The organism is Acinetobacter sp. YH12112 (genome assembly GCF_013418945.1).
GTDB lineage: Bacteria > Pseudomonadota > Gammaproteobacteria > Pseudomonadales > Moraxellaceae > Acinetobacter > Acinetobacter indicus.
Genome location: NZ_VPBA01000043.1, coordinates 1 through 20,347, shown reverse-complemented (window position 1 = coordinate 20,347; position 20,347 = coordinate 1). Strand labels below are relative to the sequence as shown.

Sequence of the window (20,347 nt, the reverse complement as noted above, 5' to 3'; positions counted from 1 at the left end):
TGAAATACGGTATTCTGATGTGACAAAACCTGAATCCTGGTCGTTAAAGTGTTTGTTTACACTCATATTTTAACTGTTAGGACTCAGGTTTTTTTATTTAAAGCAAACTATGGGACAGCAGTGGCTTTTGGGCCACTTTTTTATGGACTGGAAATGACACTTCTGACAGGCATTCTACGACCATCTTCCAATAGTATAGACTGCATAAGCCGTTAAGCTACATCGAAAACAATATTGAGGGAAACAAGATGTCACAACAAGATTATGACAATGGTTTAAAAGTACGTACCGAAGTCATGGGTGAAAGTTTTGTGAAACGTGCGCAGGACAATACTGTGCCGTTTACCCAGCCTTTGCAGGACTGGATTAATGAACATGCCTGGGGTTCTACCTGGCAACGTGAAGATGTATTGCCGCGCAAATATCGTTCACTGGTGACAATTGCCTTTTTAACTGCGCTCAAAAGCCCGACTGAATTAAAAGGTCATGTACGCGGGGCTTTAAATAATGGCGCGACAGTGGAAGAAATTCAGGAAGTGCTGCTACATAGCCTGCCCTATTGCGGCGCACCGGCTACGCAAGAGGCCTTCCGTGCGGCGTTAGAAGTCATTCAGGACTATCAGGCCAACTCGTAAATTTCGAACGGGTTTAAATCCAGTACACATTAAAGCTGTAAAAGAATTCACTGACTTCAAAACGTACCTGATAACCAAGCTGGGTCAGTTCGGCAGAGAGATTGCGAATTTCTTCCAAAGGCAAATGTTTGGGCAATACCGTAAATACTGCAGTGTTGCCCTGCTTGGCATTCTCTTCAATTAAACTGGCTAAACGCGCTTTATACAGGTTGATGTCCAGATTGGCATGCGCCGAAAGCACTTTTGCATCTTCTGCGGTTAGAAAGTTCACCATTTTTTTCTTCTCTTTTTTTGTTCCGTTGTATGGGTCTAACTTAAAAAATGCTACGGCTCCGCTCAACTCTATTTTTGTAAGTAATTTAAATTAAAGATGAATTGGTTTACATCGACTGCTGTTATCCATCCTCTGATAAATCAAAAACTCCCTTATCCTGGTTTTCTCTCTAAGTCATAACAGACGCAAACAAGGAATAAATCTTCATTTTATAATTAACGCATGATCAGGTTCTGAGAGGTAAAATAGATTAAATAACTTAGGCTATTTTGATATATGGGTTCCGTTAAACTTCCATCGTTATTACCTAACTCTCTCCTGCTCAATTTTATATTTCAAAGCGGATATTTGATTGTTCTATCTATGAGCCATAAAAAACGGAGCCGATTTGCTCCGTTTTTCTCTTGAGTTTTATAGGGTCAAGACCATTATTTTTTAGCCTTCCATGCACTTTGTACCTGGCTGGCAACTTTTGGATAATCCAGAATAAAACGCATATGCGACTCTACCCCGGTTTTTAAGGTTTTATCATCGACAATAAAGTACGGGTTATGGTTCGGTGCGGCTTTACTCATATCCTGATCAGCTGGTGTCGCACCCAGGAATACAAATAAAGATGGCATCAGCTGGCCATAATAAGAAAAGTCTTCACTGGCGCTCTGGTTATGTTCTAAAACATGCGCCTTACCTGCACCCGCGGCCTGAATTAAAGATGGCGCCATCAATTCAGTTAAGGTTTTATCATTGGTGGTGACCGGCGCATACGGTGAAATTTCCACTTTGGCTTTTACATCATTGGCTTGCGCGGTGTGATCAATCATGGTTGGCAGGTTTTTGTAGATGCTTTGACGGATATCTTCATGATTGGAACGAATGGTTCCGATCATCGAAACCTGTTCAGGCAAGATATTACCACTGGTACCACCCTGAATCTGCCCGATACTGACCACGCCCATGCCTTTACTCAAGTCAGCATGACGAGACACCATAGTCTGTAAATTCTGGATAATATCGGCCGCGGCGACAATAGAATCACGTCCTTTCCACGGCATGCAACCATGTACCTGCTGACCCGGTTAAAGTCACGCGGATTCCATCGGCACTGTTTAAAGCCACACCATCTTTATAGAAGATATTGCCACTTGGCATACCCGCCATCATCACGTGCATCCCAAAAATCCCTTCAGGTTTTGGATTATTCAGTGCGCCATCGGCAATCATTTTACGTGCACCGACCTGATCACCATTCAGGAAGTTATCAATATCGGCACCACCTTCTTCCGCAGGCTGGAATACAAAGACCACGGTTCCGGCAATTTTATCTTTATTCTCTGCCAGTGCCTTGACCGCACCTAATAGCATGGCAGTGTGGGTATCATGTCCGCAGGCATGCGCAACCGGTGTTTCTGCGCCCTAATAAATACCTTTGGCTTTACTGGCAAAAGGTACCTGGGCTTTTTCTTCCATCGGTAAGGCATCTATATCGGCACGTAAGGCCATAATCGGGCCCGGTTTTGCACCTTTTAATACGCCAATCACACCGGTTTTGGCAAAGCCTTTTTTCACTTCAATGCCGTAAGAGCGTAATTCTTTTTGCACCAGTTCCGACGTTTTAAATTCCATATTGCCAAGTTCAGGATTGGCGTGAATATGATGACACAATTGAATGGTATGCTGCTCGACTTTTGTAGCGGCATCATCCACCCAGTCTGCAAAAGAAAACTGAGAGATACTCATGGCTAACCCCAAGCTAAGACAGGTTTTAGTGAGCTGCATGGAAACTCCATTTTATAACTATTTAAAATCTTATCTTCGGAGAATTTAGGGTTAAAATACAAGGCTATTGATGTAGTTTTATATAGTCATTTGCACTATACTTGATATTTTAAAAGTTGAAAATTACCACAATTTAGTGAGCAATTTTGCACTATGACTCAAAACATTTCATTTCAGATTGGCTTTTTTCCGGCAGACCTTTTAGGCTTATAGCAAATATTTTCTGGATATGACCATGTCGGACGCCATCACTGTTCCTCCCGCCCTGATTAACCGTGCGCTTGCAGGCCAAGCCGATGCCCAGTTTGAGCTGGCTGAATTGTATATGCAAAGCGAGCATGAAGATGACAACCTGCTGGCTGAAGAATGGGCCTTAAAAGCTGCTGAAAATGGTCATTTGGAAGCCATGTACTGGTTGGGCGAAGGCTACACCGTTTATGCCAAAGACGTGCAGGAAAATGATCCTGAAGATTCCAAAACTCACTTTGAGTTAGCCTATTACTGGTTGAAACAGGCAAGCGAACAGAAACATGCAGGCGCAATTCTGGAGCTGGCTGGCTATTATCGTCGTGGGAATGTGGTAGAAAAAGATATTCCGACCTCGGTAAATTTGGTTCAGCAAGCCGCTGAACTGGGCGATGCACAGGCCATGCGTGATTTGGCTTGTATTTATGAACATGGCCTGGGGGTCGAGATTAATGAAGCACAGGCAGATTACTGGGCCGAAAAAGCCAAAGCTGCCGATTAACCCATTCAACCCGATCAAAACCTCATCAGATGATGGGCTTTTTTATATTGATGCATGGAGATAGGCGCTGGATTAGCCGGAATTTTTAATTGTTTTGGAGATCAAAGAACACTACAGCGAGAAACCGGAACAGTTTAGCCAGATATTCAACAATTTCAGATTGGAACTCTGGGCAATTTCCAAGTACAATACTGCGCTAGTCGAGGGATGCTGCGACGTTTTACAGGTACGAAATGTAAAAGCGCTAGGCTCGACCATCGGTCAAACATCCGCTTTGATCAACAACGGCATCCGCGAACTGAATGATCAATTGTTTTTATTAAGGAGATCGTGATGAACGCGGTTAATGCTTCATTTACTGATTACAAAGTAGCAGACATCACTTTAGCAGACTTCGGTCGTAAAGAAATCAAACTTGCAGAAGCTGAAATGCCAGCCCTGATGGGTCTGCGTAAACGCTACTCTGCGGCTAAACCACTTGCTGGCGCTAAAATCCTGGGTTGTATCCACATGACAATCCAAACAGCTGTTCTGATCGAAACTTTGGTTGAACTTGGCGCTGAAGTACGCTGGACCTCTTGTAACATCTTCTCGACTCAAGACCACGCTGCTGCTGCCATTGCTGCGTCTGGTGTTCCTGTGTTCGCTTGGAAAGGTGAAACTGAAGAAGAATACATGTGGTGCTTAGAGCAACAAATTAACGTGAATGGCACGCCTTGGGATGCCAACATGATTCTGGACGATGGCGGTGACTTAACTGCACTTGTTCACGAAAAATACCCAGAAGTTTTGGCGAAAATCCACGGTATTACTGAAGAAACCACCACAGGTGTACAACGTCTGCTTGAAATGTGGAAAGACGGTTCTCTGAAAGTACCTGCAATCAATGTAAACGATTCAGTAACCAAGTCTAAAAACGACAACAAATACGGTTGCCGTCACTCACTCAACGATGCCATCAAACGTGCAACCGATATGCTTTTATCTGGTCGTCGTGCGCTGGTCATTGGTTACGGTGACGTAGGTAAAGGTTCTGCGCAATCACTTCGTCAAGAAGGCATGATCGTACGTGTTTCTGAAATCGATCCTATCTGTGCAATGCAAGCCTGCATGGACGGTTATGAAGTGGTTTCTCCATACAAAAATGGTGTTCAAACCGGCAAGAAAGAAGACGTTAACGCTGACCTTCTTTTAAACACTGACCTGATCGTAACAACAACGGGTAACTACCACGTTTGTGACGCTGCCATGCTGGATACATTAAAAGCAGGTGCTGTTGTATGTAACATCGGTCACTTTGACACTGAAATCGACACCAACTACCTACGTGGTTACAAGTGGGTTGAAGTGAAACCTCAAGTTCACCAGGTGTATCGTTCAGAAAATGAAAACGATTACCTGATCCTGCTGTCTGAAGGTCGTTTAGTGAACCTGGGTAACGCAACAGGTCACCCATCACGCGTGATGGACGGTTCATTTGCCAACCAGGTTTTAGGTCAAATGCACTTGTTCGCTGAGAAATTTGCTGATCTTCCTGAAGCTGAAAAAGCTGCGAAAATCCGTGTTGAACTCCTACCTAAGAAATTGGACGAAGAAGTTGCAGCAGCAATGGTTGCAGGTTTCGGTGGTGTTCTCACTCAATTGACACAAGAACAAGCAGACTATCTTGGTGTCTCTGTTGAAGGTCCGTTTAAATCGGATGCTTATAAATACTAATTTTTTATTTTCACCTCTCCCCAACCCTCTCCTATAAGGAGAGGGAGACTTCCACTTTGAAAATTGTTAGAGGGTGAGTCTTAAAGACTTTAACAATCACAAAGAAAGTCCCTTCTCCCTCTGGGAGAAGGTTAGGATGAGGGTAATCTATTAAATATAAGTATTTATAAAAAAGGATTTCAACATGTCTAAACAGATTCCGATTTCTTTTGAGTTTTTCCCAACCAAAACTGATGCAGGTGCGGAAAAACTAAAAGTTGTTCACCAAGAACTACAGTTACTCAATCCAGAATTTTTCTCTGTAACGTATGGTGCAGGTGGTTCAACACGTGAACGTACGCTCTCTACTATTGCAGATTTTAATGGCAAAGGCACGCCTGTAGCTCCTCACCTCTCTTGTATCGGTGATGACAAAGCACGCATTGCTGAATTGCTTGATATCTATAAAGCGCAAGGCATTCACCGTATTGTCGCACTACGTGGTGACTTACCATCTGGTCAAGTGGGCTTAGGTGAACTTCCTTATGCACAGGATTTAGTTCGCTTTATTCGTGAACATTCCGGTGATCATTTCCATATTGAAGTGGCTGCCTATCCGGAAATGCACCCACAAGCGGAAAGCTTTGATAAAGATATTCAGCATTTTGTTGAAAAAGTAAATGCCGGCGCCAATGCAGCCTTAACGCAATTCTTTTTCAATCCGGATGCCTACTTCTACTTTGTTGAGCGTATTCAGCAAGCCGGTGTCAATATTCCGGTGGCGCCGGGTATTATGCCAATTACCAATGCCAGCAACCTGATTCGCTTTGCCGATAGTACTGGTGCTGAAATTCCACGCTGGATTCGCAAGCAACTGGCGACATATGGTGATGACACGGCATCGATTAAAGCCTTTGGTCATGAAGTGGTGCTGAAATTCTGTGAACGCCTGATTGCAGGTGGTGCGCCAAGTCTGCATTTCTACACCATGAACAATACCGAGCCTACCCGTCAGCTTGTGACTGATCTTGGTTTAGCCTAATTTCTTTTTTGCGAGTTGTACTTTATGCCACGTTTTTATATTGAAGCTGAATTAACGGTTGATACGCAGCTCGCGCTGACCGAAACCGTGTTTCACCATTGGTGTAAAGTACTGCGCGCACAAGTGGGCGACACAGCCACCCTGTTCAATGGACAAGGTGGCGAATATGAAGTGACCCTTACCGACGTCCAGAAAAAAACAGCAACGGTGATGGTCAACAGCTTTAATCCGGGCAACCGTACACCTAAATTCAAGGCCCTGCTCGGTCAGGTCATGAGTAAGGGCGACCGGATGGATTATGCCATTCAAAAAGCTGTGGAACTCGGCGTTTCCGAGATTCAGCTCCTCACCTCTGAACGCTGCGAAATGCGTCTGAAATACGACCGTGACCAGAAAAAACTGGATCACTGGCAAGGTATCGCCATTGCTGCTTGTGAGCAATGTGGTCTGAATATTGTGCCTAAAATTCTCCCGCCGATGTCGCTGGAAAAATGGCTCGATACCGATCTGCCAGCCACCAAACTGGTATTAGCACCCAACAAAGATGAAGTGAATGTCTTACACAATGCCACGCCAGAACTTGCCCTGTTAATTGGGCCTGAAGGCGGCCTGAGCGAGGCCGAAATCAGTAGCGCAAATACGAAAGGTTTTGTGAACTGGTGTATAGGCGAGCGCGTGTTAAGAACTGAAACTGCGCCTGTGGTCGCACTTTCTATTTTAAATTTTAACTTCAGCGTGTAATTCGTCTTATTTTTAGCTGAATGCTGAGTCAGATGATTGCTTTTTTAAAGTTTACTGACTAATCTCAAAATATTATTTTACAATTTCACCTAATATCAGGTTATTCATAAAATAAAATGGATTTTTACATACTCTGTAATTTATAGGGTTTTGGGGATATATGTCAGACCATCAGGATGAGCTCATGGAGCAGTATTTGTATGCTGCCCAAATCACCAATACAATCCGGCTGATGCGCTTCTTTTTGCTGAGCATCCTCATTCTCTGTTTTTATATTTATTTTATTTTTCACTACTCTTTTAATTTTTCAACTTTCGCGTTTAATGCCTGGTTCCTGCTGAGTGAACTGGGGCTGGCCGGCTGCCTGTTCTTTAATGAAATGCGCTTTAAGCCCGGTCAATACAGTATTCAAATGGCACATCGCTGGATCAAGCTGGTATGCCTGCTGGTGGGCATTAGCCTTGGTATTGGCATTGCCCTGCTGTACTATTTCCTGCCGAAGTACAGTCTGGAGATGAGCACCTATCAGGCCATTATTCTGGCGGCTTTGCTGGTGATTATTAGCCAGACCTTTGCCCTCACCTTTTTAACCCAGCGCCTGAGCTATTTTTCGCTGGTATTTATTCCGGCCATTGTGCCGTATTTAATTTCCCCACTGTTCTTTAACAGCAACACCGAACCGCTGTTTTATCTGGCCACCAACTTTGCCTTAATCTGTCTGCTGATTTGTGCCAATACCTCCATGCACATGCATCGCCGGCTATCTAGCGTCTATTTCAAGAATAATCAGCTGAAAAAACAGGCCGAACAGCAAGTGGCCTGGACCGACCAGCTATGCCAGCAACTGCAAACGGAAATGAACCGCTCCAAAGACATTGAGCAGCAGTTGCAGTTTAATAACCAGATGCTGGAACAGAAAGTGAAAGAGCGGACCTTTGATCTGGAGCAAATCCATAAAGCCCTGCAAGATCAACAGGCCAATCTGGTGCTGGCGCATGAAGTGGCCGGGTTAAAACCATGGGATTGGGACATCAAGCATCGCCTGATTACCCTGACCAATGAACACCAGCAGCTGAAAATGTCCGGCTCCAAAGCCCATCATCACAAACTGCAGCAACTGATTCACCCGGATGATCTGGCGCATTTTCGTAACACCATGAAGCAGCATCTGCGTGGCCAGACCGACCGCTATGAAGTGACCTACCGGGTACAGCAAAGCAATGGCAAATGGGTCTGGGTACATGATGTTGGCCGTGTGATTGAGCGTGACCCCGAAACCCGGCGTCCATTACGCATGGTCGGTATCCGCCGTGACATCCATCAGGAAAAAACTGATCAGGAACGCCTGAAACTGACCGCCAGCGTACTACAGCAGGCAGCAGAAGGGATTTTTATTCTGAATGAGGACCTGCGTTATATTGAGGTCAATCCGTGCTTTGAACAGCTGACCGGCTTTAGTCGCGAGCAGATTATTGGCAAACATCTGTTTGATATTGCCAGCAATTACAAATCACGGCACCGCAGTATGCACAATGCCATTGTCAAGCAACTGCTCAAAGAAGGCGAATATGATGGCGAAATGGATGAAAAATACCTGTCGGGCAAAGAGCTGACCATCCGCCTGCACATGAATACCGTCAGCAATGAGCAGAACCGCTCTACCCATTATGTCGGGATTGTCTCGGATTTAACCGAGCGCCGCCGGCAGGAACAGCGCCTGTCCTATCTGGAAAATTATGACACGCTGACCGATCTGCCTAACCGGTTTTATTATAACTATCAGCTGCATCAGTATCTGGTGTCCCATCAGGATTCGATTAAACAGCTGGCGGTGATTCGCCTGAACATCGACCGGTTCCGGGTGCTGAATGAATATTTAAGCCATAATGGCGGCGATGAACTGCTAAGACAGGTGGCACAGCGTTTACGCCTCATTAATGCCGAAGCGCTGTTGGTGGCGCATTTAAATGGCGATGACTTTGCCATTATTTATGAGCTGTCACATATTCGCCCATCGGTGCAGCAGCATTGCGAACGTATTACCAAAGCCTTCTCGGCGCCGTTTAATATCCAGGGTCAGGACCATATTATTACCCTGTCGATGGGCGTGTCTTTATATCCTGAACATGGCCGGCAGCTGGATTATTTAAACAACTGTGCCGAACAGGCGCTGTCGGAAGCCAAGCGTCTGGGTGGCAATACCACCAAATACTATTCGCTGGAAACCACCAAGCTGTTAGAGCAGGACGTGCACATTGAGCGCGATTTACGTCAGGCCATTAAAAATGATGAGCTGATCGTCTATTACCAGCCAAAAATCAATTTCCATGATCAGCAGGTCTCCGGTTTTGAAGCCTTGGTACGCTGGAACCATCCGGAAAAAGGCCTGATTCCACCCGGCTTATTTATTCCAATTGCCGAGCAAACCAGCCTGATTTCAGAGATTGGCCATATCGTAATTCAGCAAACCGCCAAGCAGATTCGGGACTGGCAGGCACTGGGCTTTGATAACATCCGGGTTTCGGTCAATATTGTGGCGCAGCAGCTACAACGCGGACATTTGCTGGAAGATATTGATGAGGCGCTCAATACCTATCATATTTCCGGTGAAAGCCTGGAACTGGAAATTACTGAATCGTCGTTGCTGGAAAATACCGACGAGGTCAAATATATTCTGGAAGAAATCAAGAAGCGCCATATTCATATTTCGCTGGATGATTTTGGTACCGGTTATTCTTCCCTCTCTTACTTAACCGATTTTCCTATAGATGTTTTAAAGATCGACCGCAGCTTTGTGTCCAAGATTGGCCACAGCAAGCAGGAAGCCATTGTCAGTGCCATGATTGCCATGGGCAAAGCCATGGGCATGACCATTGTCGCTGAAGGTATTGAAACTGAACATCAACTTCAGTACCTCAGAAAGCTCGATTGCGACATCGCCCAGGGCTTTTTATTCTCCAAACCGCTGCCACAACAGGATGCGACCCGCTTCCTGAGTGAAAAAATGCAGACACTACTTATTGTTAGTGAATCTTAATCTATAGCTTAAACTTCTAAGTTTGTTCTAAAAATGCGCAGCTTTGACTGTGCTTAGTGCGTAAGTAATGGTATATTCGAGCAGATTTAGCACAAACCGCCAGCATCGCTGGACACAGTAACATACGAGATTCAGATGGACGATCAATCATTAAAACAGCAGGCTTTGTATTATCACGAATTTCCTACTCCAGGTAAAATCAGCGTTACCCCAAGTAAGCAGCTGGTCAACCAACGTGACTTAGCGCTTGCATACTCACCTGGTGTCGCGGCACCATGTTTAGAGATTGAACGAGATCCTTCTACTGCAGCACTGTATACAGCACGTGGCAACCTGGTTGCCGTGGTGAGTAACGGTACCGCTGTACTAGGTTTAGGGAACATCGGTCCTTTAGCGTCTAAACCGGTTATGGAAGGTAAAGGCGTTCTGTTCAAGAAATTCGCCGGCGTCGATGTATTTGACATTGAAATCGCTGAAAATGATCCAGACAAAATCGTTGATATCGTTGCTGCACTCGAACCAACCTTTGGCGGGATTAACCTTGAAGACATCAAGGCACCAGAATGCTTCTACATTGAGCAAAAACTGCGTGAACGCATGAACATTCCGGTGTTCCATGATGACCAGCATGGTACGTCAATTATCGTCGGTTCTGCGCTGCTGAATGCGCTACAACTGAACGGCAAAAACATTGCCGAAATCAAGATTGTGGCTTCAGGTGCCGGTGCTGCTGCCCTGTCGTGCCTGGACCTGCTTTGTGCCCTGGGTGCGAAAAAAGAAAATATTATTGTGGCGGACTCACGCGGTCTATTGACCACCAAACGTGAAGGTCTGGACGAGTCGAAAAAACGCTACGTACAGGATATTGAAGCAACCCAACTGGCCGATGTAATTGCCGGTGCCGATATGTTCCTCGGTCTCTCTGCTGCCGGTATTCTGACCAAAGAAATGGTCAAGCAGATGGCGGCTAATCCAATCATCTTCGCTCTGGCTAACCCGGACCCGGAAATTCTGCCTGAACATGCCCACGAAGTACGTGATGATGTAATTATGGCAACCGGCCGTTCCGACTATCCGAACCAGGTGAATAACGCGCTGTGCTTCCCGTACATCTTCCGTGGTGCGCTAGATGTCGGTGCAACCACCATTAACGAAGAAATGAAAATTGCCTGCGTACACGCGATTGCACGTATGGCGCACATAGAAGCAGATGCGGCATCCTATGGTGAGAAATCTGCTTCATTTGGTCGTGACTATTTAATTCCACGTCCGCTTGATCAGCGTCTGATTCTTGAAATTGCTCCAGCGGTTGCCAAAGCAGCGATGGATTCAGGCGTGGCAACACGTCCAATTCAGGACTTCTCGGCTTATCATCAACGTCTGTCAGAGTTTGTATATAACTCTGCGTTTATGATGAAACCAATTTTTGCGCAGGCGAAAACCGATCCGAAACGCATTGCCTATGCAGAAGGCGAAGACTTACGCGTTTTACGTGCAGTACAAATTGCAGTGGACGAAGGTCTGGCACAACCGATTCTGGTGGGTCGTACCGCGGTTATTGAAGCGAATATCAAGAAACTGGGCTTACGTCTGGAACATGGTGTGAATATCACTATTGTTGACCAGGAGAAAAACCCGGATTACGAAAAATTCGCTGATGATTACTACAGCATCATGCAGCGTAAAGGTGTAACGCCTGAATATGCGCAGCGTGAAGCACGTCGCCGTTCGACTCTAATTGCCGCAATGCTGGTGAAACACGGTCTGGCTGACGGTATGTTATGTGGTACTTATTCAAGCTACGACATTCACTTAGACTTCGTCAGCAATATTATTGGTCTGAAAGAAGGTCACAATACTTTCTTCACTCTGAATGCGCTGATGCTGGAAGATCGTAACCTGTTTATTGCCGACACTTACATCAACCGTAATCCGACAGCTGAACAGCTGGCTGAAATGACCATTCTGGCCGCTGAAGAAGTACGCCGTTTTGGTGTAACACCACGTATTGCCCTGCTGTCGCATTCAAGCTTTGGTTCAGACCAGAACGATGCCAGCGCGCAAAAAATGCGTAAAGTGTTTGATATTCTGTCTGAGATTGCACCAGAACTTGAAGTGGAAGGTGAAATGCATGGTGATGCGGCACTGGACGAAAATATTCGCCATTTCGCATTCCCGAACTCACGCTTCAAAGGTTCAGCTAACCTGCTGATTATGCCGAACCTGGATGCAGCCAATATTTCGTTTAACCTGTTGAAATCGACTTCAGGCAGCAACGTGACCATTGGTCCAATTTTGCTGGGCGCAGCGAAACCGGTACATATTTTAACGCCAACAGCGACCACCCGTCGTGTGGTGAATATGACTGCGTTAACCGTGGCAGAAATTCAGCAAGCGGAACAAGACGCGCTATAAAAACTGAATGCCGAGTGAAAAGCTCGGCATTCTGACTTGAGAAAACCTCTATTCTGTTGCATGATGACCTCAAGAATAGAGGTTTTTTCATGCAAGTTTATTTAGTAGGCGGTGCGGTGCGAGATCATTTGCTGGGGCACCCCTATCACGAAAAAGATTATGTGGTTGTCGGGGCAACACCCGAACAGCTTCTGGCCCAAGGCTATCAGCCCGTGGGCAAAGACTTCCCTGTGTTTTTACATCCTGAATCAAAAGAAGAATATGCACTGGCCCGTACCGAACGTAAAGCCGGTCAGGGCTATCATGGTTTCGAGTTTTATACTGCACCCAATGTCACGCTGGAAGAAGATTTAATCCGTCGTGACCTGACCATTAATGCCATGGCCATGGATGAAAACGGCCAGGTCTATGATCCTTATGGTGGACAGCAGGATCTGGCGCAAAAAGTGCTGCGTCATGTTTCCGACGCCTTTGTTGAAGACCCATTACGTGTACTCAGAATTGCCCGTTTTGCTGCGCGTTATAAAGCGCTGGGCTTTCGTGTGGCCGATGACACCCTGACCCTGATGCGCACGCTGGCAGCATCTGGCGAGCTGGATACCTTAACCCCGGAACGGGTCTGGAAAGAAACTGCACGCGCCTTGCAGGAAGATCATGCCGATGAATACTTTGAAGTGCTGCGTCGCTGCGGTGCCTTAAAAGCCTTGTTCCCGGAAATTGATGCCCTGTTTGGGATTCCACAGCGCCCGGAATATCATCCGGAAATTGACTGCGGCGTGCATACCTTAATGTCCCTGCAACAGGCCTGCCGCCAGAATTACAGTCTGGATGTGCGTTTTGCCGTGCTGGTGCACGACTTGGGCAAGGCCCTGACCCCAGCCGATGAATTACCGCGTCATATCATGCATGAAGAACGTGGTATTCAGCCGGTTACTGACCTGTGTGACCGCCTGAAAGTGCCGACCTATACCAAACAGCTGGCACTGGCGGTGTGCAAGGAACATTTAAAATGCCATCAGGCCCTGACCTTGAAACCGGGCACCTTATGGCGTCTGCTACAGCGTCTGGATGTGTTGCGTCGCCCGGAACGGGTAGAAGCCTTTGTTCAGGCCTGTGAATGTGATTCGCGTGGCCGTTTAGGCATGGAAGATCGGGACTATCCGCAGGCCGATTATGTGCTAAAAGCCATGCAGGTGGTGCGCGGCATTAAAGCGCAGGATTTACCACCTGAGATTAAAGGCCCCGATATTGGTGAAATGCTGATTCAGCGCCGCATTAAAGCCATTGAAGTGCTGAAAGCAGAATATACCGCCGCAAGCTAAAATTGAGTCATAAAATTAAAAATACCCGTGCTATACACGGGTATTTTTGTTGATCAGGGATGAATCATCCCCCTGTGCTGATCTGGATGAAGCCGCCTTAAGACTGCTCGGCCGGAAAAGTAATTACCTGTTCCAAACGCATCTGCTGGGTGGCAACCATCAATAAACGGTCAATACCCAGCGCAATACCTGAACATGGCGGCATCTGAGGCAAGGCACTGAGCAGATATTCATCAAGTGGCATCACATGCAAGCCCAGTTTTTCCCGCTCCTGATTGTCGGCTTCAAAACGGCCACGGAGCACCTCGGCATCAGCCAGTTCATCATAGGCATTGGCCAGTTCCAGCCCTTCAATGTACAGCTCAAAACGGGCGGCAACCAGTTCGCCATCTTCATCGACACGAGTTTTGGCCAGTGAGGCCAGTTCCGGCGGGAAATCAGTCAGGAATACCGGCGTATCAAAGCCCAGACTAGGCTCAACCATATGCGAGAACAACAGGTCGATATAGCCCAGACGATCATCACCTAAATCGAGGCTTAGCCCGACACGCTGACAGCAGGCTTTCAGTTCCTGCAATGTCGCTTGCAGCGGATTCAGATCCAGCCGATCCATAAAAGCATGTTTATAACTCAGTACCGTTGGACGTACTTCACCAAAACGCTGTGCCAAGATCAGATTGAGTAAATCGGTGACTTCAAACATCAGCTCTTTCAGGCTAAAACCCGGGCGATACCATTCCAGCATGGTAAATTCGCTATTGTGTTTGCGGCCATGCTCATCATCACGAAACACCTTGCAGATCTGGTAAATCGGGCCACTGCCACTGGCCAGCAGGCGTTTCATGGCAAATTCAGGCGAAGTTTGCAGATAATGCGTCTGCTGCTGGCCCAATACATGACGCTTGGCCTGTACCGAGCTTAAATGTACATCGGTGACACCGGCCTGCGACAAAATAGGCGTTTCCACTTCCAGCACTTCGCGCTCAGCAAAAAACTGGCGAATCTGGGCGTACATCTTGGCGCGGGCGCGCATAGCCTCAAGACTACAGGTCGGCTGATAGTTCAGGCTCATGCGGCTGGCCCTCCATGCGCAGCCCATTCACGGCGCAGCGGATAAGTCTTGCGTAAATGGTCAAAGGCCTGCTGATCGACCTTGCCGTCTTTTAAGCAGGCACGTAATTTGGCGTCATCGGCGGCAATATCATACATCTGTGGCAGATGCTGTTGCAGTGCGGCTTTTAACGGCTGACCACTAAAATAATCGCTGCACGGCGGCAACTGGTTTTCAAAGCGTTTATGTGCCACTTGCCCAAAGACTTCACAAAAAGCGACATAAATCATTTGTGTGCCGCGGGCTTTGCCTTCCAGACTGTAACCGGCAATATGCGGCGTTACCAACGTGACCAGATGTAATAATTCGGCAGAAATTTCCGGTTCATGCTCAAATACATCCAGCACCACCGCACGCCCGGTCTGCTGGATATCGGTCATTAATGCCTGCTCTGCCACCACTGGACCACGCGCTGAGTTAATTAAAATTGCATCCGGCTTCATCTGGGCCAGGGTTTCGGCATTGAACAGATGATAGGTCGGATACGGACCGGTTTTGGTCAGCGGCACATGAATCGAAATGGCATCGGCCTGAGCCAATACGTCTGCCAATGCCAGTTGCTGCACACTTTCACGTTGCACCAAAGGATCATAAGCCACCACTTTCCAGCCCAGCAGTTCCGCCATTACCGCCAGACGCGAACCGACATTGCCCAGTCCGATAATGCCCAGACAGAACTGCTGGCCTGCTTCCAGTAAGGCTGGACGCACATGCAGTAAGGCGGTAATCACATATTCGGCAACCGCCTGTGCATTACAGCCGGCGGCATTGGACCAGCGAATCTGCTGCTGTTCCAGCGCGGCAATATCCAGATGATCGGTACCAATGGTGGCACTGCCCACAAAACGCAGCTTGCTGTGCTGGATCAGTTCGGCATTGACCTTGGTTACCGAGCGCACCAGTAAGGCTTCGGTATCGTGCAGGTCCTGCGCAGTTAAGGTCCGGCCCGGACGATGGGAGATTTCACCAAACTCGGCAAAAAAATAATCGGTAAAGGCCAGATTTTCATCGGCAATAATTTTCATAAGGCAATCCAATGCTTTGATCTGTCCATGATAACGCCTGAAGGCCCTGCGGATGAAGCGCTATTGCAGTAAATACACTGAATATTAACCGCAGCAAAGCCGGCCCATCAGGCTTCACCCAAATACAACTTGCCGAAGCCGAATAAAACAATATATGTTTTTATAATATGTTATAGTCAAGGCCAGTCTTAATCTTCTCCCCCGTTTATTTTTAACCAATGAAGGGCCTGCATATGACACCTCGCTTTAGCAATCCATGGGATGAACGCTACCACAGCACCGATCATTTATATGGCGAAGCGGCCAACGTTTTTATTCAGCAGATGGCCCAGCAGTTAGCGATTTCTGGCGCTACGCTGGGCATTGCTGAAGGTGAAGGCCGTAACCTGATTTATCTGGCCGAGCGCGCCCGTGAACAGCAACTGCCGTTTGCCGGACTACTCTGGGATTATTCGACTGTTGCGCTTGAAAAAGCCCAAAAACATGCCCAGGCCAAACAGCTGACCTTGGACACCGCCGCGGTGGATTTAAGTCAGGTAGAATGGCCGGAAAACCAGTTTCAGCATGCGATTTGCGTGTTTGGTCATGTCAATCAGCCGACCCAGCAGAAATTACTGCACGGCGTGCGTCATAGCCTGAAATCCGGTGGCTGGTTCATTGGCGAGGTCTATTCCAAAGCACAACTGGCCTATGCCACCGGTGGCCCGGGCAATCCTGACATGCTGTATGATCCACGTGATTTTCTAGAGATCTTCCAGCAGGATCATCTGCTGCATTTCTTTGTCGGTGAAGTGGAACGTCATGAAGGACAGCTGCATCAGGGGAAGTCGCATGTGATTCAGTTTGCCATTCAAATCCGTAAATAAAGCATAAAAAAGGAGGATGAATCTGCATTGATTCATCCTCCTGCAATTCGATTCCTGCTGCTTACTGGCTTATCCGCCTTTTTCAATCTGGTCCAGAATGGCACATTCCGCGCTGTGATTGCCCTGACAATGCTGCGCAGATTGCTGCAACAAATTGACCATGTCCTGTAAACGCTGGATTTTCTGGTTCAGCTCATCAATATGTTTTAAGGTCAGCGCTTTCACTTCTGCACTCTGGCGACCGCTATTTTTCCACAGCGAAATCAGTTCTTTCATTTGCTCGGTAGAAAAGCCCAGCTCGCGGGCATGACGAATAAAATTCAGGGTTTTTAAATCCTGCTCGGAATAGACCCGATAACCAGCAGCACTGCGCTGGGCAGCCGTGAGCAGGCCGATACTTTCATAATAACGGATCATTTTGGCAGAGATGCCCGACTGCTTTGCGGCTTGACCAATATTCACATGCTTCTCGCTCAATACGGCGGTTTAAGACCTGCCTCCGATCTTAAACCGAAAATGTCCTGACGCCAACGGCTATTGCAGCGGCGCGGCAAAGCGCTTCAGGCGTAAAGCATTGCCCAGCACAAACACGGATGACAGTGCCATTGCGCCTGCAGCAAACATCGGCGACAGTAAAATGCCCCACAGCGGATACAGCACGCCGGCGGCAATCGGAATTAAGGCCACGTTATAAACAAAGGCCCAAAACAGGTTCTGGCGGATATTGCGGATAGTGGCCTGACTTAAAGCAATCGCATTGGGAATGCCTTTTAAACTGCCGGACATCAGCACCACATCGGCGGCTTCAATGGCTACATCGGTACCGGTGCCAATGGCCAGCCCGACATCGGCCTGTGCCAGCGCCGGGGCATCATTAATCCCATCGCCGACAAAGGCCAGACGGCCATATTGCTGCTGCAATTCACGTACGCTATCGACTTTGCCTTCCGGCAGGACTTCGGCAACCACGGTATCAATTTTTAGCTGCCGGGCAATCGCTTCAGCAGTATGCCGGTTATCACCGGTGATCATCGCCACTTTAACACCTAATTGATGCAGCGCTTCAATCGCAGCAAAGGTGCTGTCTTTGATTGGATCGGCCACGGCAATGATGGCCGCCAGTTGATCCTCTACCGCCACATACAGTGGTGTTTTTCCTTCCTGACCCAAACGTGCCGCAACCTGATCAAAGGCTGTGGTACTTAAACCCAGCTGATGCATATAACGGTCAGCCCCAATATGCAGCCATTGACCATTGACCTGCCCTTTTACGCCGGACCCGACAATCGAATCAAAATCGCTCACAGCTGGTAAAGATAAGCCTTGTTGCTGCGCGGCTTCGACAATAGCAAAGGCAATCGGATGCTCCGACTTGGCTTCTACCGCCGCCACCCAGCTTAATAATTGCGTCTGCTCAAAACCGGCCTGTACATGAAAATCGGTCAGTTGCGGCTTGCCTTCGGTTAAGGTGCCGGTTTTATCTACCGCCACCACCTGCGCTTCCTGTAACAGCTGCAAGGCTTCGCCTTTACGGAACAGAATGCCCATTTCTGCCCCACGTCCAGTGCCGACCATAATCGAGGTTGGAGTGGCCAGCCCCATAGCACATGGACAGGCAATAATCAGCACCGCTACAGCATTGACCAGACCAAAGGTCAGCGCCGGTTCAGGACCAAAAATCAGCCAGACCAGAAAGGTCAGCACAGCCATTAGCATTACGGCTGGCACAAACCACATGGTGACTTTATCGACCAGCGCCTGAATGGGCAGTTTGGAGCCTTGCGCCTGCTCGACCATGCGGATAATTTGCGCCAGCACCGAATCTGCCCCCACCGCAGTTGCGCGGATGCTCAGACTGCCATTCTGGTTGATGGTGCCGCCCACCACGGCGCTGCCTGCCATTTTCTCTACTGGCAGCGGCTCTCCGCTAATCATGGATTCATCGACATAACTACGGCCCTCCAGCACTTCCCCATCCACAGGAATCCGCTCTCCCGGGCGGATATCAACCTGCATACCCGAGCTGACTTCAGCCAGCGGCACTTCCACACTTTGGCCATTGCGTACAATGCGGGCAGTTTTTGGCTGCATGCCGATCAGGTGCTGAATTGCCTGCGAAGTACGGCCTTTGGCTTTGGCTTCAAAATAGCGACCCAGCAGAATCAGGCTGACAATCACCGCGGCAGCTTCAAAATAGACATTGACCGTGCCTTCCGGTAACAGCTGTGGCATAAAAGTCGCCACCACCGAAAAGCTGTATGCGGCCAGGGTTCCGACTGCCACCAGCGAGTTCATATCCGGCGCGAAACGCAGCAAGGCCGGAATGCCTTTTTGATAAAAACGCCGGCCCGGAAATAGCAATACCAGCGTGGTCAACACGAACTGCAACAGCCAGCTCGGCATCTGCCCGATCTGATGCATGACCCACATATGAAAAGCCGGAATTAAATGCGAGCCCATTTCCAGCACAAATACCGGAATGGCCAGCACCAGGGAAATCATCAGATCACGTTTTAGTTGCTGCTGCTCGCTGGCTTTCTGATCCGCCTGTTCAGTGGTGGTCGTGGTCTGTAGCTGGGCATCATAACCAGCCTTACGGATGGCCTGAATCAGTTTATCGGCACTGACCGTAGTATCGGCTTCGACCCAGGCCTGCTCAGTGGCCAGATTGACATTAGCCTGCTGCACCCCCGGCACTTTTTTCAGGGCTTTTTCTACCCGCGCCACGCAGGAGGCACAGGTCATGCCATCAATCGACAATTCGATGGGTGCCGCGACGACCACATCATAACCGGCGCGCTCGATGGCTTTGACCAAAGCAGCCCGATCAAGTGGTACAGAAGATTCGACCACGGCCTGTTCGGTGGCCAGATTAACATTGGCCTGCTCGACCCCATCTACTTTTTTTAAGGCTTTTTCCACCCGGCCTACACATGAAGCACAGGTCATGCCCTGAATAGACAATGTTTCACGAAAAACAGCAGATGAATTGGAGATGCTCATGCCCTACCTCGGCCAATACCCAGACTTTCTTACAGCATACAGATTGACATCATGGGAAGGTCAAGTCTCTGCGCATAAAAATTTGGCTTGACCTTCCCATCATGACAAACTTTAAACTGAAAGCATCTTCACATGACTCATGGAGCATCTTAATGAAACTGCATATTGCCAATATGACTTGCGGCGGCTGTGCCCGCGGTGTAACAGCCACCATTCAGGATGTGGACCCGAATGCCAAAGTTGACATTGATCTGGACAGTAAAATCGTGACCGTTGACAGCAGTGCCAGCGTAGATCAGCTGGTGGCGGCGCTGAATGAAGATGGTTTCCCGCCAGAAGTACAATAATTTCCAGGCACTTTCAAAACCGCTACTGTCCCATTAGCGTTTAATAAAATCGCCTCCGTGACGCGAGCATCAGGGAGGCGGCATAAGACGAATGACCTATAACGGACAAGGGGACATGTGAATACCAGTACTTCCACTGACACCAAGATATTAACATAATTTTTCTTTTAATCGTTCATAGGGTGAACCGTACCGGGTTTGTCGGAGACTTTTTATTTAAGTTAGGCCACCTGACCTAACGGGTTAATCTTATCATAGTACATTGCTTCAAAATCAAAAGGCGATACATAACCCAATGCACTATGTACAC

At 47.9% G+C, this 20,347-nt stretch carries 15 protein-coding genes and 1 pseudogene; 10 read left to right on the top strand and 6 right to left on the bottom strand.

The genetic code is table 11. From position 1 onward, the window contains the following. Window positions 1-248: 248 nt before the first annotated feature. Window positions 249-635 (top strand): carboxymuconolactone decarboxylase family protein, encoded by a 387-nt coding sequence (locus tag FTU50_RS13200; protein ID WP_104484600.1) that lies wholly within the window; start codon window positions 249-251, stop codon window positions 633-635. A 13-nt stretch (window positions 636-648) separates the two neighbouring features. Here FTU50_RS13200 and FTU50_RS13195 read toward each other — a convergent pair whose 3' ends face one another. Next, window positions 649-909: a hypothetical protein gene (locus tag FTU50_RS13195; protein WP_005179143.1), complete on the bottom strand. Its 261-nt coding sequence runs from the start codon at window positions 907-909 to the stop codon at window positions 649-651. Window positions 910-1,337: 428 nt separating this feature from the next. Further along, window positions 1,338-2,685: pseudogene (locus FTU50_RS13190) on the bottom strand (amidohydrolase). Between the two features lie 235 nt (window positions 2,686-2,920). Here FTU50_RS13190 and FTU50_RS13185 point away from each other — a divergent pair. The 7 genes from FTU50_RS13185 (at window position 2,921) to FTU50_RS13155 (ending at window position 13,685) form a co-directional block, all read left to right on the top strand. Then, window positions 2,921-3,433 carry a tetratricopeptide repeat protein gene (locus FTU50_RS13185; RefSeq protein WP_180047312.1) on the top strand — a complete coding sequence of 171 codons (513 nt, stop codon included), beginning with the start codon at window positions 2,921-2,923 and terminating at the stop codon, window positions 3,431-3,433. Window positions 3,434-3,766: 333 nt separating this feature from the next. Beyond that, window positions 3,767-5,149 (top strand): adenosylhomocysteinase, encoded by a 1,383-nt coding sequence (ahcY, locus tag FTU50_RS13180; RefSeq protein ID WP_180047314.1) that lies wholly within the window; start codon window positions 3,767-3,769, stop codon window positions 5,147-5,149. A 184-nt stretch (window positions 5,150-5,333) separates the two neighbouring features. After that, window positions 5,334-6,170 (top strand): methylenetetrahydrofolate reductase [NAD(P)H], encoded by an 837-nt coding sequence (gene metF, locus FTU50_RS13175; protein ID WP_180047316.1) that lies wholly within the window; start codon window positions 5,334-5,336, stop codon window positions 6,168-6,170. Window positions 6,171-6,194: 24 nt separating this feature from the next. Continuing rightward, entirely contained in the window at window positions 6,195-6,911 is a 717-nt protein-coding gene (locus FTU50_RS13170) for a 16S rRNA (uracil(1498)-N(3))-methyltransferase (protein ID WP_104488295.1), read from the top strand. Window positions 6,912-7,071: 160 nt separating this feature from the next. Continuing rightward, on the top strand, window positions 7,072-9,948 hold the full coding sequence (locus FTU50_RS13165) for an EAL domain-containing protein (protein WP_180047318.1): 2,877 nt from the start codon (window positions 7,072-7,074) through the stop codon (window positions 9,946-9,948). Window positions 9,949-10,083: 135 nt separating this feature from the next. Beyond that, window positions 10,084-12,363 (top strand): NADP-dependent malic enzyme, encoded by a 2,280-nt coding sequence (locus FTU50_RS13160; protein ID WP_104488292.1) that lies wholly within the window; start codon window positions 10,084-10,086, stop codon window positions 12,361-12,363. An 89-nt stretch (window positions 12,364-12,452) separates the two neighbouring features. Beyond that, window positions 12,453-13,685: a multifunctional CCA addition/repair protein gene (locus FTU50_RS13155; protein WP_104488290.1), complete on the top strand. Its 1,233-nt coding sequence runs from the start codon at window positions 12,453-12,455 to the stop codon at window positions 13,683-13,685. Window positions 13,686-13,782: 97 nt separating this feature from the next. Here the strand turns inward: FTU50_RS13155 and epmA are convergent, their stop codons facing one another. Next, complete coding sequence (epmA, locus tag FTU50_RS13150; RefSeq protein ID WP_180047321.1) at window positions 13,783-14,757, bottom strand: EF-P lysine aminoacylase EpmA; 975 nt, start codon at window positions 14,755-14,757, stop codon at window positions 13,783-13,785. After that, window positions 14,754-15,821, bottom strand: a complete 1,068-nt coding sequence (locus FTU50_RS13145; protein WP_180047323.1) for a 4-phosphoerythronate dehydrogenase — start codon at window positions 15,819-15,821, stop codon at window positions 14,754-14,756. The genes epmA and FTU50_RS13145 overlap by 4 nt, the downstream gene beginning before the upstream one ends. Before the next feature lie 233 nt (window positions 15,822-16,054). Between FTU50_RS13145 and FTU50_RS13140 the strand changes: the two genes are divergently transcribed. Continuing rightward, on the top strand, window positions 16,055-16,687 hold the full coding sequence (locus FTU50_RS13140; RefSeq protein ID WP_005179171.1) for a class I SAM-dependent methyltransferase: 633 nt from the start codon (window positions 16,055-16,057) through the stop codon (window positions 16,685-16,687). 69 nt (window positions 16,688-16,756) lie between these two features. On the opposite strand, the gene cueR is transcribed toward FTU50_RS13140, so the two are convergent. Continuing rightward, on the bottom strand, window positions 16,757-17,149 hold the full coding sequence (gene cueR, locus FTU50_RS13135; protein ID WP_005179173.1) for a Cu(I)-responsive transcriptional regulator: 393 nt from the start codon (window positions 17,147-17,149) through the stop codon (window positions 16,757-16,759). Window positions 17,150-17,221: 72 nt separating this feature from the next. Further along, complete coding sequence (locus FTU50_RS13130; RefSeq protein WP_180047325.1) at window positions 17,222-19,690, bottom strand: heavy metal translocating P-type ATPase; 2,469 nt, start codon at window positions 19,688-19,690, stop codon at window positions 17,222-17,224. A gap of 152 nt (window positions 19,691-19,842) precedes the next feature. Between FTU50_RS13130 and FTU50_RS13125 the strand changes: the two genes are divergently transcribed. After that, a complete protein-coding gene (locus FTU50_RS13125; RefSeq protein ID WP_005179178.1) occupies window positions 19,843-20,037 on the top strand; it encodes a heavy-metal-associated domain-containing protein in 195 nt (64 codons plus the stop codon). The last annotated feature ends 310 nt before the right edge of the window (window positions 20,038-20,347 follow it).

Coding starts and splice junctions, on each gene's coding strand:
- FTU50_RS13200 (WP_104484600.1), top strand. CDS start 249: ATGTCACAACAAGATTATGACAATGGTTTAAAAGTACGTACCGAAGTC.
- FTU50_RS13195 (WP_005179143.1), bottom strand. CDS start 909: ATGGTGAACTTTCTAACCGCAGAAGATGCAAAAGTGCTTTCGGCGCAT.
- FTU50_RS13185 (WP_180047312.1), top strand. CDS start 2,921: ATGTCGGACGCCATCACTGTTCCTCCCGCCCTGATTAACCGTGCGCTT.
- ahcY (WP_180047314.1), top strand. CDS start 3,767: ATGAACGCGGTTAATGCTTCATTTACTGATTACAAAGTAGCAGACATC.
- metF (WP_180047316.1), top strand. CDS start 5,334: ATGTCTAAACAGATTCCGATTTCTTTTGAGTTTTTCCCAACCAAAACT.
- FTU50_RS13170 (WP_104488295.1), top strand. CDS start 6,195: ATGCCACGTTTTTATATTGAAGCTGAATTAACGGTTGATACGCAGCTC.
- FTU50_RS13165 (WP_180047318.1), top strand. CDS start 7,072: ATGTCAGACCATCAGGATGAGCTCATGGAGCAGTATTTGTATGCTGCC.
- FTU50_RS13160 (WP_104488292.1), top strand. CDS start 10,084: ATGGACGATCAATCATTAAAACAGCAGGCTTTGTATTATCACGAATTT.
- FTU50_RS13155 (WP_104488290.1), top strand. CDS start 12,453: ATGCAAGTTTATTTAGTAGGCGGTGCGGTGCGAGATCATTTGCTGGGG.
- epmA (WP_180047321.1), bottom strand. CDS start 14,757: ATGAGCCTGAACTATCAGCCGACCTGTAGTCTTGAGGCTATGCGCGCC.
- FTU50_RS13145 (WP_180047323.1), bottom strand. CDS start 15,821: ATGAAAATTATTGCCGATGAAAATCTGGCCTTTACCGATTATTTTTTT.
- FTU50_RS13140 (WP_005179171.1), top strand. CDS start 16,055: ATGACACCTCGCTTTAGCAATCCATGGGATGAACGCTACCACAGCACC.
- FTU50_RS13130 (WP_180047325.1), bottom strand. CDS start 19,690: ATGAGCATCTCCAATTCATCTGCTGTTTTTCGTGAAACATTGTCTATT.
- FTU50_RS13125 (WP_005179178.1), top strand. CDS start 19,843: ATGAAACTGCATATTGCCAATATGACTTGCGGCGGCTGTGCCCGCGGT.